Annotated in this window: 17 protein-coding genes; 15 read left to right on the forward strand and 2 right to left on the reverse strand. The window is 69.8% G+C overall.

From position 1 onward, the window contains the following. The first annotated feature begins 89 nt into the window (after nt 1-89). The 4 genes from AC5Y6X_RS06690 to coaD all read left to right on the forward strand — a co-directional run bounded on the left by AC5Y6X_RS06690 (nt 90) and on the right by coaD (nt 2589). Entirely contained in the window at nt 90-857 is a 768-nt protein-coding gene (locus tag AC5Y6X_RS06690) for a DsbA family protein (protein WP_324681275.1), read from the forward strand. 11 nt (nt 858-868) lie between these two features. Next, nucleotides 869-1462, forward strand: a complete 594-nt coding sequence (locus tag AC5Y6X_RS06695) for a vitamin K epoxide reductase family protein (protein ID WP_499985436.1) — start codon at nt 869-871, stop codon at nt 1460-1462. Nucleotides 1463-1472: 10 nt separating this feature from the next. After that, on the forward strand, nt 1473-2027 hold the full coding sequence (gene rsmD / locus AC5Y6X_RS06700; RefSeq protein ID WP_499985437.1) for a 16S rRNA (guanine(966)-N(2))-methyltransferase RsmD: 555 nt from the start codon (nt 1473-1475) through the stop codon (nt 2025-2027). Between the two features lie 76 nt (nt 2028-2103). Next, on the forward strand, nt 2104-2589 hold the full coding sequence (coaD, locus tag AC5Y6X_RS06705; protein ID WP_499985438.1) for a pantetheine-phosphate adenylyltransferase: 486 nt from the start codon (nt 2104-2106) through the stop codon (nt 2587-2589). Between the two features lie 12 nt (nt 2590-2601). Here coaD and AC5Y6X_RS06710 read toward each other — a convergent pair whose 3' ends face one another. After that, a complete protein-coding gene (locus tag AC5Y6X_RS06710; protein ID WP_499985440.1) occupies nt 2602-3774 on the reverse strand; it encodes a permease in 1173 nt (390 codons plus the stop codon). A gap of 112 nt (nt 3775-3886) precedes the next feature. Between AC5Y6X_RS06710 and AC5Y6X_RS06715 the strand changes: the two genes are divergently transcribed. The 5 genes from AC5Y6X_RS06715 (at nt 3887) to mutM (ending at nt 8312) form a co-directional block, all read left to right on the forward strand. Then, nucleotides 3887-5050: an AAA family ATPase gene (locus tag AC5Y6X_RS06715; protein ID WP_499985442.1), complete on the forward strand. Its 1164-nt coding sequence runs from the start codon at nt 3887-3889 to the stop codon at nt 5048-5050. A gap of 262 nt (nt 5051-5312) precedes the next feature. Beyond that, nucleotides 5313-6050 carry a cell division protein SepIVA gene (gene sepIVA / locus AC5Y6X_RS06720; protein WP_324681307.1) on the forward strand — a complete coding sequence of 246 codons (738 nt, stop codon included), beginning with the start codon at nt 5313-5315 and terminating at the stop codon, nt 6048-6050. 39 nt (nt 6051-6089) lie between these two features. Next, entirely contained in the window at nt 6090-6677 is a 588-nt protein-coding gene (locus AC5Y6X_RS06725) for a YceD family protein (RefSeq protein WP_499985443.1), read from the forward strand. Beyond that, complete coding sequence (gene rnc, locus AC5Y6X_RS06730) at nt 6674-7381, forward strand: ribonuclease III (protein WP_324681282.1); 708 nt, start codon at nt 6674-6676, stop codon at nt 7379-7381. Before AC5Y6X_RS06725 ends, rnc begins: the two co-directional genes overlap by 4 nt. Nucleotides 7382-7451: 70 nt before the next feature. Then, on the forward strand, nt 7452-8312 hold the full coding sequence (gene mutM / locus AC5Y6X_RS06735; protein ID WP_499985445.1) for a DNA-formamidopyrimidine glycosylase: 861 nt from the start codon (nt 7452-7454) through the stop codon (nt 8310-8312). Nucleotides 8313-8577: 265 nt separating this feature from the next. Here the strand turns inward: mutM and AC5Y6X_RS06740 are convergent, their stop codons facing one another. Continuing rightward, nucleotides 8578-9345 carry a PIG-L deacetylase family protein gene (locus tag AC5Y6X_RS06740; RefSeq protein WP_499985447.1) on the reverse strand — a complete coding sequence of 256 codons (768 nt, stop codon included), beginning with the start codon at nt 9343-9345 and terminating at the stop codon, nt 8578-8580. A 34-nt stretch (nt 9346-9379) separates the two neighbouring features. Between AC5Y6X_RS06740 and AC5Y6X_RS06745 the strand changes: the two genes are divergently transcribed. The 6 genes from AC5Y6X_RS06745 to glnB all read left to right on the forward strand — a co-directional run bounded on the left by AC5Y6X_RS06745 (nt 9380) and on the right by glnB (nt 17061). Next, complete coding sequence (locus AC5Y6X_RS06745; RefSeq protein ID WP_499985448.1) at nt 9380-9793, forward strand: OsmC family protein; 414 nt, start codon at nt 9380-9382, stop codon at nt 9791-9793. Continuing rightward, nucleotides 9780-10061 carry an acylphosphatase gene (locus AC5Y6X_RS06750; RefSeq protein WP_499985449.1) on the forward strand — a complete coding sequence of 94 codons (282 nt, stop codon included), beginning with the start codon at nt 9780-9782 and terminating at the stop codon, nt 10059-10061. The genes AC5Y6X_RS06745 and AC5Y6X_RS06750 overlap by 14 nt, the downstream gene beginning before the upstream one ends. Before the next feature lie 124 nt (nt 10062-10185). Continuing rightward, nucleotides 10186-13791 (forward strand): chromosome segregation protein SMC, encoded by a 3606-nt coding sequence (gene smc, locus AC5Y6X_RS06755; protein ID WP_499985451.1) that lies wholly within the window; start codon nt 10186-10188, stop codon nt 13789-13791. 112 nt (nt 13792-13903) lie between these two features. Beyond that, nucleotides 13904-15151 (forward strand): signal recognition particle-docking protein FtsY, encoded by a 1248-nt coding sequence (gene ftsY, locus AC5Y6X_RS06760; protein WP_499985452.1) that lies wholly within the window; start codon nt 13904-13906, stop codon nt 15149-15151. A 141-nt stretch (nt 15152-15292) separates the two neighbouring features. Beyond that, nucleotides 15293-16726 (forward strand): ammonium transporter, encoded by a 1434-nt coding sequence (locus AC5Y6X_RS06765; protein ID WP_499985453.1) that lies wholly within the window; start codon nt 15293-15295, stop codon nt 16724-16726. Further along, the gene (gene glnB, locus AC5Y6X_RS06770) at nt 16723-17061 is read left to right on the forward strand and encodes a nitrogen regulatory protein P-II (RefSeq protein WP_003878721.1); all 339 of its coding nucleotides are present in this window, start codon (nt 16723-16725) and stop codon (nt 17059-17061) included. Before AC5Y6X_RS06765 ends, glnB begins: the two co-directional genes overlap by 4 nt. Nucleotides 17062-17091: the final 30 nt, after the last annotated feature.

The following is a 17091-nucleotide window of genomic DNA, read 5'->3' on the forward strand; positions in this document are numbered from 1 at the left end:
CGCCCAGCCGCCGGTAATGTCCCGCCGGTAAGGTAGAGGCGCCGTCGCCCGACACGCGCACCAGCCCGCACCGAAGGATCAGCGAACCAGTGGCCGACAAACCCAACCGTCCCCCCCGACTCGACATGAAGTCCGGCAGCGGCAAATCCGGCCGGCTGTTCCAGATCGGCGGCACCGCCTTCGTCGTGATCCTGCTGGTCGCGATCGTGGCCTACATCGTCATGACGCACAACAACAAGAAGGGTGGCGCCACCGGCCAGGGCGACACCGTGCGGGTGACGTCGAGCAAGCTGGTGACCCAGCCCGGAACCTCCAACCCCAAGGCCGTGGTGTCCTTCTACGAGGACTTCCTGTGCCCGGCCTGCGGTAACTTCGAGCGCACCTTCGGGCCGACGGTGTCCAAGCTCATCGACGCCGGCGCGATCGCGGCCGACTACTCCATGGTCGCCATCCTCGACAGCCAGAAGAACCACAACTATTCGTCGCGGGCGGGCGCGGCCGCGCTGTGCGTCGCCGACGAGTCCACGGACGCGTTCCGCCGTTTCCACACGGCGCTGTTCACCAGCCGCATCCAGCCCGACGAGCGCGGCAGCAGCTTTCCCGACAACGCGAAACTGATCGAACTGGCCCGCGAAGCCGGTGTGGTGGGCAAGGTCCCGGACTGCATCAACAGCGGAAAGTATCTCTCCAAGGTCACCGGTGAGGCCGCGGCGGCAAACATCACCGCAACCCCGACGATCAAGATCAACGGCGAGAACTATGAGTGGTCGACACCGGAGGCGCTGGTCGCCAAGATCAAAACCATCGTGGGCGACGTGCCGGGCATAGACACCGCCGTCGCCCCCGCCGCCGCGTAGCGACGGTCGCGGTGTCAGCCGAGCCCGCCGCGCCGCCGGTGCCGGTGCTCAGCGCGTGGTGGGTGCTGATCTCCGGCGCGATCGGTCTGCTGGCCTCCGTGACGCTGACGGTGGAGAAGATCGACCTGCTGCTCAACCCGTCGTACGTGCCGTCGTGCAACATCAACCCGGTTCTGTCCTGCGGATCGGTGATGGTCACCCCGCAGGCATCCGTGCTGGGTTTCCCCAACCCGCTGCTGGGCATCGGGGGCTTCACGGTGGTCGTGGTCACCGGCGTGCTCGCGGTGGCGAAAGTATCGTTGCCCCAATGGTATTGGGTGGGGCTGGGCATCGGGACGCTCGTTGGCGCGGTGTTTGTGCACTGGCTGATCTTCCAGAGCCTGTACCGAATCGGGGCGTTGTGCCCGTACTGCATGGTGGTCTGGGCGGCCACCATCTCGCTGCTGGTGGTGGTCGGGTCGATCGTCTTTCGCCCGGCGCTTCGGGACGGCGGCGCGGCGCGGGTGTTGTTCGAATGGCGATGGTCGATCGCCGCGCTGTGGTTCACCGCGGTGTTCCTGCTGATCATGGTGCGGTTCTGGAATTACTGGTCGACGCTGTGGTGAACGCCCGCGCGTGACCCGGATCATCGGCGGCAGCGCCGGGGGGCGGCGCATCGCCGTCCCGCCGCGGGGGACCCGGCCGACCACCGATCGGGTGCGGGAGTCGCTGTTCAACATCGTGACTGCGCGGCGCGACCTGAGCGGGTTGGCGGTGCTGGACCTCTACGCCGGTTCGGGGGCGCTGGGGCTCGAGGCGCTGTCCCGCGGCGCGGCGTCGGCGCTTTTCGTCGAGTCCGACCCGCGCAGCGCCGCCGTCATCGCGCGCAACATCGAGACGCTGGGCCTGCCCGGAGCGACCCTGCGGCGAGGACCGGTCGCCGCGGTGCTGGCCGCCGGCAGCCCCGGCCCGGTGGACCTGGTGCTGGCTGACCCGCCCTACGACATCCGGCCCGCCGAGCTCGAGGCCGTCCTGGCCGCGCTGGCCACCCACGGCTGGGTGCGCGAGGGGACGGTCGCGGTCGTCGAGCGCGCGGCCGGGGGCCCACCGCTGAACTGGCCGGCCGGCTGGTCGTCGTGGCCCTCGCGGGTCTATGGCGACACCCGTCTGGAGCTGGCCGAGCGGTTGTGAGCCGGCGTGTACCGTCAGTGGTCATGCGCGCCGCTCCTCCCCATCGCTTCGCTCTGCATCGTCGCCGGCGCGGGTCATGAGCGGCGCTGTATGCCCCGGATCGTTCGACCCGGTGACGCTGGGTCACATCGACGTCTTCGAGCGCGCCTGTTCCCAGTTCGACGAGGTGGTGGTCGCGATCCTGACCAACCCCGCCAAGGAGGGCATGTTCGGCATCGATGAGCGCATCGCGATGATCCAGGAGTCCACCACGCACCTGCCGAACCTGCGGGTCGAGGTCGGGCAGGGCCTGGTCGTCGACTTCGTCAGGTCGCGCGGGATGACGGCGATCGTCAAGGGTTTGCGCACCGGCACCGACTTCGAGTACGAGCTGCAGATGGCACAGATGAACAAGCACATCGCCGGTGTCGACACCTTCTTCGTGGCGACCGCGCCGCGGTATTCGTTCGTGTCGTCGTCGCTGGCCAAGGAGGTCGCGATGCTCGGCGGTGATGTGTCGGAGCTGTTGCCCGAACCAGTCAACCGGCGACTCCGCGAGAAGCTTTCCGGGGGCCGGGGCTGACGACCCAAGCAGCTAGTGGCAGCTGTGATCGCGCTGATCCGGCTCGGGGGAGCCGCCCATCATGCGCACCATCGGAAGCCCGCCCGAGGTGATGAACCGCACGACCAGGATTGCCGTGACGGCCAGGAAGGCGATGTTGAGCCAGGTGGTGTAGTTCCACGAGATCTGCGCCTCCACGACGGTGGCGTTGCGCGATCCGGGGATGAGATTGGCTGTGCCGAAAAGCAATTCGACCAGGTACCCGGCCGCGACCATCGCGAGGTAGAAGGTGCCCAGCAGCGCCAGCGCCATCTTGACGCCGTAGTACTTCCGGTAGATGTTCAGGATCGGCAGGATTATCAGGTCGGCGAAGATGAACGCGATGACGCCGCCGAAGCTGATGCCCCCGTTCCAAAGCACCGCGGCCAGAGGCACATTGCCGATCGAACAGACGAAGGACACGATCGCCACGACGGGCCCCACGATGGGCCCCCACAACGCCGCCCAGCCGGGATGATTGGCCAAAAAGAAGCTCTGCCAAAAGCTTTCGGGAACCCACGCCGCGATGGCGCCGGCGATCAACAGGCCCAGCACGAGGTCGCGCAGGATTGCCAGCCACTCCATGACGAACACGTGCGAAACCGAGGTGAAGCCCCGCGCGGAAAGCAGCCGCCGCCAGAACGAGCCGTCCCCCTTGATCGACATGTCCATGGCGGCATGGCCTTCCATCGAGCCGGCGACTCCCCGCTCGGCCTGCTCGCGCGCGGCGTCGATCAGGCCCGACCGCACGAACAGCCGGAACAGCACGGCCAGCACGACGATCATCAGCGGTCCGCCGACGAACTCCGCTGCGGTGAACTGCCACCCCATCAGCAGGGCCAGGATGATGCCAAGCTCCACCACGAGGTTGGTGGAACCGATCTCGAACGCCATGGCGGCGGTGAAGTTTGCGCCCTTGCGGAACAGCGATCGGGCCAGGGCCACCGCGGCATAGGAGCACGACGACGACGCGGCCCCCAGCCCCGCCGCCACCGCCAGCGTGCGGGGCCGGTCGTCGCCCAGCAGGCCCACGATCGTCGAACGGCGCACCACGGCCTGGACCACGGCCGACAGCGCAAACCCCAGGATCAGCGCCCAGGTGATCTCCCACGTCATCGATCCCGCCAGGGCCAACGCGTGTCCGATCGCCGGTAGCAACCTGTTCACTGGTCCTCCGCTCCGGTTCGTCGTGCGGCGATGCTCCGGGTGATCATACCCGGCAGGGGTATATCAGGGTATATCCCGCGTGCTGTCGGCCGGCGAAGTTAGAGTCGGGCGCGTGTTGCAAACGGTGGCGATCCGCGGGTACCGCTCACTGCGGGAAGTAATCCTGCCACTGGGCCCGCTGTCGATCATCACGGGCGAAAACGGCGTCGGGAAGTCGTCGCTGTATCGCGCGCTGCGACTGCTGGCCGATTGTGGTCGCGGCGAGGTGATCGGATCGCTGGCCCGCGAGGGCGGCCTGCAATCCGTGCTGTGGGCCGGGCCCGAACAACTCGGCGCCGCCCGTCGGACGGGAAAGGCGCAAGGAACCGCACACAACAACCGGCCCGTGTCACTCGAACTCGGCTTCGCCGCAGACGATTTCGGCTACCTCGTCGATCTCGGGCTTCCGCAGTCGACCGGCCGGGTCCGTTCGGCCTTCGCGCGTGACCCCGAGATCAAGCGAGAGGCGTTGTTCGTCGGCCCGGTATTGCGGGCGGCGACCACGCTGGTGCGCAGGACACGTGATTTCGCCGAAGTCAGCGCGCAATCGGGCAGTGGTTTCGACGAGCTCTGCCGAACGCTGCCGTCGTATCGCAGCATGCTGGCGGAATACGCCAACCCGCAAGCGCTTCCGGAACTCGCCGCCGTGCGTGAGCGGCTGCGCGGCTGGCGCTTCTACGACGGCTTCCGGGTCGACGCCGGGGCGCCCGCGCGGCGCCCGCAGGTGGGTACCCGCACACCGGTGCTCTCCGATGACGGCCATGATCTGGCCGCCGCCATCCAGACGATCATCGAGGCGGAAATCGATGACTTGAGCCGCATCGTCGCCGACACGTTCGACGGCGCGTCGGTCTCGGTCGTCGTCAACGACGGGCTGTTCGACCTCCAGCTGCGCCAGCGCGGCATGCTGCGCCCGCTGCGGGCGGCCGAGTTGTCCGACGGGACCCTGCGGTTTCTCCTGTGGGCCGCCGCCCTGCTGAGCCCGCAGGCGCCGTCGCTGATGGTGCTCAACGAGCCCGAAACCTCCCTGCACCCGAGCCTGGTGGGTCCGCTGGCGTCGCTGATCCGCGCGGCGGCGTCGCAGACCCAGGTGGTAGTCGTCACGCATTCGCGTTCGCTGCTGGGATTCCTGCAGGACGCGGCGGTCGGCATCGAGCTGTACAAGGACTTCGGCGAGACCCGCATCGCCGGCCAGAGCCTGCTGACAACGCCGCGATGGGACTGGGGCAAACGATAGGTGGCCGTCCGCCGCGGCGCCGCAGCGAACGGATCGACCCCGGCAAGGGCCCCTATACTGGCCGCAAAATAACCGGCCTTCGCCACCTCCGGCGCCGCCGCAAATATGGACATAACGAGCGGGTAAACCTCCCATATGCTGGGGCTTCTCGGCTCCCTTGGCCGGCGAACCCGACACACCCGTCTCGCCACCGCTGTCACAGACGTAACACCAGGCACACTGGTAACAACAGGATCCTTGTAAAAAGCCAGGAGGCATGGCCGTGTATCGAGTGTTTGAAGCGCTGGACGAATTGGGCGCCATCGTCGAGGAAGCCCGCGGCGTGCCGATGACGGCCGGCTGTGTGGTGCCCCGCGGTGACGTGTTGGAACTGATCGACGACATCAAGGACGCGATCCCCGGCGAGCTGGACGACGCCCAGGATGTGCTCGACGCGCGCGATTCGATGCTGCACGACGCCAAGACGCACGCGGAGTCCATGGTGTCCTCGGCGACCACCGAGTCGGAGTCGATGCTCAACCACGCCCGCGCGGAGGCCGACCGCATCCTTTCCGACGCGAAGGCGCAGGCAGACCGCATGGTGAACGAGGCCCGCCAGCACAGCGAGCGGATGGTCGGAGAGGCTCGCGAGGAGTCGATCCGCATCGCCACGGCGGCCAAGCGCGAGTACGAGGCCAGCGTCGGCCGGGCCCAGGCCGAAGCCGACCGGCTGATCGAGAACGGCAACATCTCCTACGAGAAGGCCGTGCAGGAGGGCATCAAGGAACAGCAGCGCCTGGTCTCGCAGAACAGCGTGGTGGAGGCGGCCAACGCCGAGGCCACCCGCCTCGTCGACATGGCCCACGCCGAGGCCGACCGGCTGCGCGGCGAGTGCGACATCTACGTCGACAACAAACTCGCCGAGTTCGAGGAGTTCCTCAACGGCACGCTGCGTTCCGTGGGCCGCGGTCGCCACCAGCTGCGCACGGCGGCCGGGACGCACGACTACGCGACGCGTTAGGCCCTCGCGTCATGCCGGGCGCGCCGTAGGATTTCTCCTATGGCGCGGCAGCACGGCACCACGACGCAGCACCAAAAGCACCACCACCCGACGTCGCCGATGAGGGTCGACATCACCCGGCTGGGGCGACGTCCGGGGGCGATGGTCACGCTGCGCGACACCGTGGCCAGCCCGTTGCGCATCGGGCTGGACCTGATCGCGATCGAACGCGGCGCCCCGTTGGAACTTGACCTGCGGGTCGAGTCGGTGTCGGAGGGCGTGCTGGTCACCGGGACGGTGGCCGGTCCGACGGTCGGCGAGTGCGCGCGCTGCCTGACCGAGGTCAGCGGGCGCGTGCAGGTCGGGTTGACCGAACTCTTCGCGTACCCGGACAGCACGACCGAGGCGACCACCGAGGAGGACGAGGTCGGCCACATCGTCGACGACACCATCGACCTCGAGCAGCCCATCATCGACGCCGTCGGCCTGGAGCTTCCGTTCGCGCCCGTGTGCAGGCCGGATTGCCCGGGACTGTGCCCCGACTGCGGCATTCCGCTGGCCGCCGAGCCGGGCCATCATCACGACCGCATCGACCCGCGGTGGGCCAAGCTGGCGGGGAAGCTGGACCCCGGGCGGGGCGAGCGGTGACCTCCCGGCAAGTCCTGCTCGACGCGCTCGGCGTCGAGCTGCCCGACGAGCTGCTCTCGCTGGCGCTGACCCACCGCAGCTACGCCTACGAGCACGGCGGGCTGCCGACCAACGAGCGCCTGGAGTTCCTCGGCGACGCCGTCCTGGGGCTGACCGTCACCGACGAGCTCTACCACCGTCACCCCGACCGCACGGAAGGCGACCTGGCCAAACTGCGGGCCAGCGTGGTCAACACCCAGGCGCTGGCCGACGTGGCGCGGAACCTGGCCGAGGGCGGGCTCGGGGCGCACCTGCTGCTGGGGCGCGGCGAGGCGAACACCGGCGGGGCCGACAAGTCGAGCATCCTCGCCGACGGCATGGAATCGCTGCTGGGCGCCATCTATTTGCAGCACGGGATCGAAACCGCGCGCGCCGTGATCCTGCGGCTGTTCGGCCCGCTGCTGGACGCCGCGCCCACGCTGGGCGCCGGCCTGGACTGGAAGACCAGCCTGCAGGAGCTGACCGCCGCCCGCGGCATGGGCGCTCCGTCCTATGTGGTCACGTCCACCGGCCCGGATCACGACAAGGAATTCACCGCCGTCGTGGTCGTGATGGAGACCGAATACGGGTCGGGCGTGGGCCGGTCCAAGAAGGAGGCGGAGCAAAAGGCCGCCGCCGCGACCTGGAAGGCGCTGGAAGCGCTGGACACCGCGGCGTCCAACTAGATGGCGTCCGCCTAGATCGATGGTGATGACCCGCGGCGCCCGGCTTCGCCGCGCTTGCGATCATCACTGAATGCCCGAACTGCCCGAAGTCGAGGTGGTGCGCCGCGGCTTGCAGGCCCATGTGGTGGGCAAGACGATCACGGCCGTCCGCGTCCACCACCCCCGCGCCGTGCGCCGCCACGAGGCCGGCCCCGCCGACCTGACCGCCCGGCTGCTCGGCGCGCGGATCACCGGAACCGACCGGCGCGGCAAGTACCTGTGGCTGCTGCTCGACGGCCCGGATGACCCAGACACCGCGCTCGTCGTGCACCTCGGCATGAGCGGGCAGATGCTGCTGGGCGCCGTCCCGCGCGCCGACCACGTGCGCATCTCCGCGCTGCTCGACGACGGGACCGTGCTGAGCTTCGCCGACCAGCGGACCTTCGGCGGGTGGATGCTCGCCGACCTGGTGACCGTGGACGGCAGTGTGGTGCCGGTGCCCGTCGCGCACCTGGCGCGTGACCCGCTGGACCCGCTCTTCGACGCCGACGCGGTGGTAAAGGTGTTGCGGCGCAAGCATTCCGAGATCAAGCGGCAGCTCCTCGATCAGCAGGTGGTGTCGGGCATCGGCAACATCTACGCCGACGAGGCGCTGTGGCGGGCCGGGGTGCACGGTTCGCGGATCGCCGCCACGCTGACCCGCCGCCAGCTCGGCGGCGTCCTGGACGGCGCCGGCGAGGTGATGCGCGAGGCGCTGGCCGAGGGCGGGACGTCGTTCGATTCGCTGTACGTCAACGTCAACGGCGAGTCGGGCTACTTCGACCGCTCGCTGGACGCCTACGGCCGCGAGGGCGAGGCCTGCCGGCGCTGTGGCGCGGTCATGCGCCGGGAGAGGTTCATGAACCGTTCGTCCTTCTACTGCCCGAGATGCCAGCCGCGCCCGCGGCGGTAGTTGGTCATCGAGATCGACTGTGCGCTTGGGGCTTTGAGTGTGAGCACATGGCTTCCGCTGTGCGCGCAGGGCGGCCCAACGCCGAAATTCTCGCCCTGGCTTCACATCCGAAGCCATAGCCGCACACTCGATCGGGGCCGCCACGGGCCAGCCGCGGTGGCCGCCCAGAATTCTCCGCGAGAGTGCACCTACCGACGCCCCTTCTCGCGAAACGCGTCGCTAACCGCACTCTCGCGCCAGTCGGCGGAGGCCCCGTGGACAGCAGTCAATCGAAGATGTCCCGGCGGGCGGTCCCTGCGGGTGCGGCCGGGTCGACGAACCACTCGCACGGAAATATCAGGCCGAAGACCTGGGGCGGCAACCGAAGCAGAATCCCGAACAGGCGCGCGCTGGACCCGCCGATCTGCGATCGGTGGGCGGCGAACGCGTCACGCTTCTGACGCGCGAAACGAAAGACGTTGATGCGATGGGTGATGGTTGCCCGTGGCGCGTACGCGGTGCGCACGATTTGCGGCTCGTACGGCGCGGGCAGCCGTAGCAGGCGAGCGAGATCGCTGGTGCGGCACAGTAATTCGCGCGGCATTGTCGCCTCGAGCACCCGCCGGGTCGCCGCGAGCTCCGCGGCCCGCTTGCCGACGTGATGCACCTGCACATGATCACGATGGCCGTAGCCGCCGTTGCGCTCGTAGCTGAGCAGCAGGTCCGCGCGTTCGTCGCGAAGTATGTCGGCCAGCCGCTGCGCCGCCTCGTCGACGTCCGCCCGCCCGAACCTGATTCGCCCGGGCGGATCCGGGTAGAAATCGGGACCGTAGCCGCTGTCGGCGTAGCCGAGGCACTCGACCCGGTGCACCCCGAGAATGCCCGCGCTCGAATGCAATTCGTGCAGTCGGAGGGCATCGTCGTCGTGCACGCGCCCGTCGGTCGCCGTGACCAGAACAACGCGGTGCCCTGCCACCGCCGCCCGCGCGAGCGTGCCGCCGGTGAGGATGACCTCGTCGTCCGGATGCGCGTGGAACGCGACGACCGTGGCCATGGAAGGCAGTATGCCCGCCCGGTAGAAAGAAGGCATGACCGAACTGTGGGTCGAGCGCACCGGGTCGCGCCGCTACACCGGATACAGCTCGCGGGGTGCGCGGGTACTCGTCGGCTCCGAGGACGTCGACGGCGTGTTCACCCCGGGCGAGCTGCTCAAGATCGCCCTCGCGGCGTGCAGCGGGATGGCCAGCGACGAGCCGCTGGCCCGCCGGCTCGGCGACGACTACAACGCGGTGGTCAGGGTGTCCGGCCCGGCCGACCGCGAGCAGGAACGCTATCCGCTGCTCGAGGAGACCCTCGAGCTCGACCTGTCGGGGCTGTCCGACGACGAGAAGCAGCGCCTGCTGGTGGTGGTCAACCGGGCCATCGACCTGGTCTGCACGGTGGGCCGGACGCTGAAGTCGGGCACGACGGTCAACTTCGGGGTCGCGGATGTCGGATCCTGACGTCCGGCTCACCGCCTGGGTGCACGGCATGGTCCAGGGGGTGGGTTTTCGCTGGTGGACCCGCTGCCGGGCGCTGGAGTTGGGGCTGGCGGGGTACGCGGCCAACCAGGACGACGGCCGGGTGCGGGTGGTCGCCCAGGGACCGCGCGCGGCGGCCGAGAAGCTGCTGCAGCTCCTGGAAGGCGGCGGGACGCCCGGGCGCGTCGACAAAGTCGTCGCCGATTGGTCGCAACCGACCGAGCGGTTCGACGGCTTCGTCGAGCGCTAGTCAAGTGACTGAAGTGGCTCCTGTGGCCGGTGCGTCGGTCTGTGGGCGACGGCCGAATTTGGGGCCTGGCGACACCCACTTGGTGGCGGCGACTGCGGCGATTTGACCGGTAGTCTGGCGAGCCGTGTACCTCAAGAGTCTGACGCTGAAGGGCTTCAAGTCCTTCGCCTCGCCGACGACTCTGCGCTTCGAGCCGGGCATCACCGCCGTCGTCGGGCCCAACGGCTCCGGCAAGTCCAACGTGGTCGACGCGCTGGCGTGGGTGATGGGGGAGCAGGGCGCCAAGACGCTGCGCGGCGGAAAGATGGAAGACGTCATCTTCGCCGGCACCTCGTCGCGGGCCCCGCTGGGCCGCGCCGAGGTCACCGTCACCATCGACAACTCCGACAACGCGCTGCCGATCGAGTACTCGGAGGTGTCGATCACGAGGCGGATGTTTCGCGACGGCGCCAGCGAGTACGAAATCAACGGCGCCAGTTGCCGTTTGATGGATGTGCAGGAGCTGCTGAGCGACTCCGGCATCGGCCGGGAGATGCACGTGATCGTCGGGCAGGGCAAGCTCGACGAGATCCTGCAGTCGCGCCCCGAGGATCGCCGCGCGTTCATCGAGGAAGCCGCCGGCGTGCTCAAGCACCGCAAGCGCAAGGAAAAGGCGCTCCGCAAGCTCGAAGCCATGTCGGCCAACCTGGCCCGGCTCACCGACCTGACCACCGAACTGCGCCGCCAGCTCAAACCACTGGGCCGCCAGGCCGAGGTCGCCCGACGCGCGGCGACCATCCAGGCCGACCTGCGCGACGCCCGGCTGCGGCTGGCCGCCGACGACCTGGTCAACCGGCAGGTGGAGCGGGACGCGATCCTCGAGGCCGAGGCGGCCATGCGCCGCGAGCACGACGAGGCCGCCGCCCGCCTCGCCGTGGCGTCCGAGGAGCTGACCGCGCACGAAACCGCGCTGGCCGAGCTGTCGGTGCGCGCCGAATCCGTCCAGCACACCTGGTTTTCGCTGTCCGCCCTGGCCGAACGGGTGGGCGCCACGGTGCGCATCGCCAACGAGCGCGCGCAGCACCTCGACGCCGAGCCCGTGGCGAGCGGCGACACCGACCCCGACGCGCTGGAGGCCGAGGCCGAGCAGGTGGCGGCCGCCGAGCAGCGGCTGCTGGCGGAGCTGGCCGCGGCGCGCGCCCGGCTGGATGCCGCCCGCGCGGAGCTGGCCGACCGCGAGCGCGAGGCCGCCGAGGCCGACCGGGCCCACCTGGCGGCCGTCCGGGCCGAGGCGGACCGGCGCGAGGGCCTGGCCCGGCTGGCCGGCCAGGTGGAGACCATGCGGGCGCGCGTCGAATCGATCGACGACAGCGTCGCGCGCCTGAGCGAACGCATCGAACACGCCGCCGCCCGCGCGCAGCAGACCAAGGCCGAGTTCGAGACCGTGCAGGGCCGCGTCGGCGAACTGGATCAGGGCGAGGTCGGCCTGGACGAGCACCACGAACGCACCGTGGCCGCGCTGCGGTTGGCCGACGAACGCGTCGCCGAGCTGCAGGCCGCCGAGCGTGACGCCGAGCGCCGGGTCGCGTCGCTGCGGGCCCGCATCGACGCGCTCTCGGTGGGCCTCGACCGCAAGGACGGCGCGGCGTGGCTCACCCAAAACCATAGCGTCGCAGGGCTTTTCGGTCCGATCGCCAAGCTGGTGAAGGTCCGTTCCGGGTACGAGACGGCGTTGGCCGCCGTGCTCGGGTCGGCCGCCGACGCGCTGGCCGTCGAGGGCTTCGGCGCGGCCCGTGCGGCGGTCGCCGCGCTGAAGCAAGCCGACGGGGGCCGCGCGGCGCTGGTCCTGGGTGACTGGCCCGCCGGCGATTCCCGACCGGCCGGCGAGCTGCCCGCCGGCGCGCTGTGGGCGCTCGACCTGATCGAGGCGCCGCAGCGGCTGCGCGGCGCGATGGTGGCGATGCTCTCCGGTGTCGCGGTGGTCGGCGACCTCGGCCAGGCGCTGGATCTGGTGGCGGCCCGCCCGCAGCTGCGCGCGGTCACCGTCGACGGCGACCTGGTGGGCGCCGGCTGGGTGAGCGGCGGTTCCGACCGCAAGCTGTCCACGCTGGAGGTCACCTCGGAGATCGACAAGGCCGGCGGCGAGCTGGCCGCCGCGGAGGCGCAGGTGGCGCAGCTGACCGCGGCGCTGTCGGGCGCGCTGACCGAGCAGACCGCCCGCCAGGACTCCGCCGAGCAGGCGCTGGCCGCGCTCAACGAATCCGACACCGCGATCTCGGCGATGTACGAGCAGCTCGGCCGGCTCGGGCAGGAGGCCCGCACCGCCGAAGAGGAGTGGAAGCGGCTGCTGCACCAGCGCGAGGAGCTGGAAGCCAGTCGCGCGCAGACCGTCGAGGAGGTCACCGAACTCGAGACCCGGCTGCGCAATGCGCAGGAGACGCAGCACGTGCACGTGGCGGGGCCCGATCACGCGGAGGCCCGGCAGCGGATCGCGGCCGCGGCCGAGAGCGCGCGCGGCGTCGAGGTAGAGGCGCGGCTGGCGGTGCGCACCGCCGAGGAACGGGCCAACGCGGTGCGCGGGCGGGCGGATTCGTTGCGCCGGGCGGCCGCCGCCGAACGCGAGGCGCGGGTGCGGGCCCAGCAGGCGCACGCGGCGCGGTTGCGCGCGGCCGCGGTGGCGGCCGCGGTGGCCGACGCCGGGCGGCTGCTGGCCGAACGGCTGGACCGGGTGGTCGACGCCGCGTCGCGGATGCGCGACGCCCTGGTCGCCGAGCGGCAGGAGCGGTCGGCGGCGATGGCGGCGGTCCGCGACGAGGTGCACCAGCTGGGCGCCCGGGTGGCGACCCTGACCGATTCGCTGCACCGCGACGAGGTGGCCGATGCCCAGGCGGCGATGCGCATCGAGCAGCTCGAGCAGATGGTGCTGGAACAGTTCGGCATGGCCCCGGCCGATCTGATCGCCGAGTACGGCCCCGATGTCGCGCTGCCGCCGTCGGAGCTGGAGATGGCCGAGTTCGAGCTGGCCCGCGAGCGCGGCGAGCAGGTGACCGCGCCCGCCCCGGTGCCCTACGACCGGGCCACCCAGGAGCGGCGGGCCAAGCGCGCCGAGCGCGACCTGGCCGAGCTGGGCCGGGTCAACCCGCTGGCGCTGGAGGAGTTCGCCGCGCTGGAGGAGCGCTACAACTTCCTGTCCACCCAGCTCGAGGACGTCAAGGCGGCGCGCAAGGACCTGCTGGACGTCGTCGCCGACGTCGACGCCCGCATCCTGCAGGTGTTCACCGAGGCCTTCGCCGACGTCGAGCGCGAATTCCGCGACGTGTTCGCCGCGCTGTTCCCCGGCGGCGAGGGCAGGCTGCGGCTGACCGACCCCGACGACATGCTCGCCACCGGCATCGAGGTGGAGGCGCGTCCGCCCGGCAAGAAGATCACCCGGCTGTCGCTGCTGTCCGGCGGCGAGAAGGCGCTGACCGCGGTGGCGATGCTGGTCGCGATCTTCCGCGCCCGCCCGTCGCCGTTCTACATCATGGACGAGGTGGAGGCCGCGCTCGACGACGTGAACCTGCACCGCCTGATCGGCCTGTTCGAGCAGCTGCGCGCCCAGTCGCAGATCATCATCATCACGCACCAGAAGCCGACGATGGAGGTCGCCGACGCGCTGTACGGCGTGACCATGCAGAACGACGGGATCACCGCGGTGATCTCGCAGCGCATGCGCGGTCAGCAGGTGGAGTTGGTCTCGAGCGCCCCCTAGGCCCCAGACGTTGACTCTGCGGCTATGGCGCAGAAGTGCGAGTAGGGTGCGCCGTCAGCGCAGAGTCAATGCCCGCGCGGGTAGGTGACGAGGCCCCTGAAAGAATGTCAGCGTGTCGCAAGGACTTTGGATCGCCATCGCGGTCGTCGCTGTTCTGGCCGTCATCGCCGCGCTGGTCTTCGGCCTGCTGCGCTACCGCCGGCGCCGCATCAGCCTGACGGCCCGGCCCGAACCGGGCGCGATCGACCGCTCGGGGGGCTACACCGCGTCGTCGGGCATCACGTTCAGCCAGACGCCGAGCCAGCCGCCGACGATCGACACCAGCGGCCTGCCCGCCGTGGGCGACGACGCGACCATCCCGCGCGACGCGCCCAAACGCACGATCGAAGACGTCCATCTCCCCGAGCCGGCCCCGCCCGTCGCCGAGATCGAGGCCATCGCGCCGCCCGAGGGCCGGCTGGAACGGCTCCGGGGAAGGCTGGCGAGGTCGCAGAACACGCTGGGCCGCGGCCTGCTGGGCCTGATCGGCGGCGGCGACCTGGACGAGGACTCGTGGCAGGACGTCGAGGACACCCTGCTGGTCGCCGACCTGGGCCCGGTGGTCGCCGATTCGGTGGTCTCCCAGCTGCGCAGCCGGCTGGCCAGCGGCAACGTGCGCACCGAGGCCGACGCGAAGGCCGTGCTGCGCGACGTCCTGATAAACGAGCTGCAGCCCGCGATGGACCGCTCGATCCGCGCCCTGCCGCACGCCGACCACCCGTCGGTGCTGCTGGTCGTCGGCGTCAACGGGACGGGAAAAACCACCACCGTCGGCAAGCTGGCGCGGGTGCTGGTCGCCGACGGGCGCCGCGTCGTGCTGGGCGCCGCCGACACGTTCCGCGCCGCGGCCGCCGATCAGCTGCAGACCTGGGCGGCCCGGGTGGGGGCCGAGGTGGTGCGCGGCCCGGAGGGCGCCGACCCGGCGTCGGTGGCCTTCGACGCGGTGGACAAGGGCATCGCCGCGGGCGCCGACGTCGTCGTCATCGACACGGCGGGGCGGCTGCACACCAAGGTCGGGCTGATGGACGAACTCGACAAGGTCAAGCGGGTGGTCAGCCGGCGCGCGGCCGTCGACGAGGTGTTGCTGGTGCTCGACGCCACCATCGGGCAGAACGGGCTGGCGCAGGCCCGGGTTTTCGCCGAGGTCGTGGAGATCACCGGCGCGGTGCTGACGAAGCTGGACGGAACGGCCAAGGGCGGCATCGTTTTCCGCGTTCAGCAGGAACTCGGCGTGCCGGTGAAGCTGGTCGGCCTCGGCGAGGGGCCCGACGACCTGGCGCCGTTCGAGCCCGCCGCGTTCGTCGACGCGTTGCTCGGCTGAAACCGCTTACGTCGCAACCGCGACGTTAATCCTGACGAAACATGGTTGCTCCATTGCCGAAACAACCATTGCGCAAGGTTCTGGATCAGGTCATCAGGCGTGTCTGACGGCCATTTCAGGGCCGACCGGAGGTGATAGCGAGTGGACCAATTCCCGATACTTGGCCAGCCCAATACCGGCGACACCGCCTGGATGTTGGCGAGTTCCGCATTGGTGCTGTTGATGACGCCTGGCCTGGCGTTCTTCTACGGCGGCATGGTGCGGGCCCGAAGCGTGCTCAACATGCTCATGATGAGCATCAGCGCCATGGGCGTGGTGACCGTGCTGTGGGTGCTGTACGGCTACTCGGTCGCCTTCGGCGACGACGTCGGCAACGTCATGGGCAAGCCGACCGAATACTGGGGCCTGAAGGGCCTGATCGGCGTCAACGCCGTGGCCGCCGATCCCAGCACGGGAACCACCGCGGTGAACATCCCCCTGGCCGGCACCCTGCCCGCCACCGTGTTCGTGGCGTTCCAGCTGATGTTCGCGATCATCACGGTCGCGCTGATCTCCGGCGCCGTGTCCGACCGGCTGAAGTTCAGCGCCTGGCTGGTGTTCGCCGGGCTGTGGGCGACGTTCGTCTACTTCCCGGTTGCGCACTGGGTGTTCGCGTTCGACAAGTTCGCCTCCGCGCACGGCGGCTGGATAGCCAACAAGCTGCATGCAATCGACTTCGCCGGCGGCACCGCCGTGCACATCAACTCCGGTGTGGCGGGCCTGATGCTGGCGATCGTGCTGGGTAAGCGCCGCGGCTGGCCCACCACGCTGTTCCGCCCGCACAACCTGCCGTTCGTGATGCTCGGCGCGGGCCTGCTGTGGTTCGGCTGGTACGGGTTCAACGCCGGATCGGCGACCAGCTCCAACGGCGCGGCCGGATCGACGTTCATGACCACCACGGTCGCGACCGCCACCGCCATGCTCGCCTGGATGCTCACCGAGCGCATCCGCGACGGCAAGGCCACGACGCTGGGCGCGGCGTCGGGCATCGTCGCCGGGCTGGTCGCCATCACGCCGTCGTGCTCGTCGGTCAACGTCCTCGGCGCGCTGGTGGTCGGGCTGGTCGCCGGCGTGGTCTGCGCGCTGGCGGTCGGGCTGAAATTCAAGCTGGGCTTCGACGATTCGCTCGACGTGGTCGGCGTCCACCTGGTCGGTGGAATGGCGGGCACGCTGCTGGTGGGTCTGCTCGCGGCGCCGGAGAGCCCGGCGATCAACGGCGTGGCCGGGGTGTCGAAGGGGTTGTTCTACGGCGGCGGCTGGGCCCAGCTGGAACGCCAGGCGATCGGCGCGTTCAGCGTGCTGATCTACTCCGGTGTGGTAACGCTTATCATCGCGTTGGTCCTGAAATACACGATCGGGCTGCGCCTCAACCCAGAGGCGGAGTCGTCGGGCATCGACGAGGCCGAGCACGCCGAGAGCGGATACGATTTCGCTGTGGTCACCGGTTCGGTGCTTCCGCCCCGCGTCAACGTGGAGGACACTCGGAATGGCCTGGAGGGGCGAGTGAACGAGAGAGTAGAGGTAGAGCCCAAATGAAGCTCATCACCGCGATCGTCAAGCCGTTCACCCTCGACGACGTCAAGACCAGCCTCGAGGACGCGGGCGTCCTGGGGATGACGGTCAGCGAGATTCAGGGCTACGGGCGCCAGAAGGGCCACACCGAGGTCTATCGCGGTGCCGAATACTCGGTCGACTTCGTGCCGAAGGTCCGGATCGAGGTCGTCGTCGACGATTCCATCGTCGACAAGGTCGTGGACAGCATCGTCCGGGCGGCGCGCACCGGCAAGATCGGCGACGGCAAAGTCTGGGTCAGTCCCGTGGAAACCATTGTGCGGGTGCGCACTGGTGAACGCGGAACCGATGCTCTATGACCCTGATCGGGAATTGCTGACCCGACCCGG

This window comes from Mycobacterium sp. NGS26 (assembly GCF_059813025.1).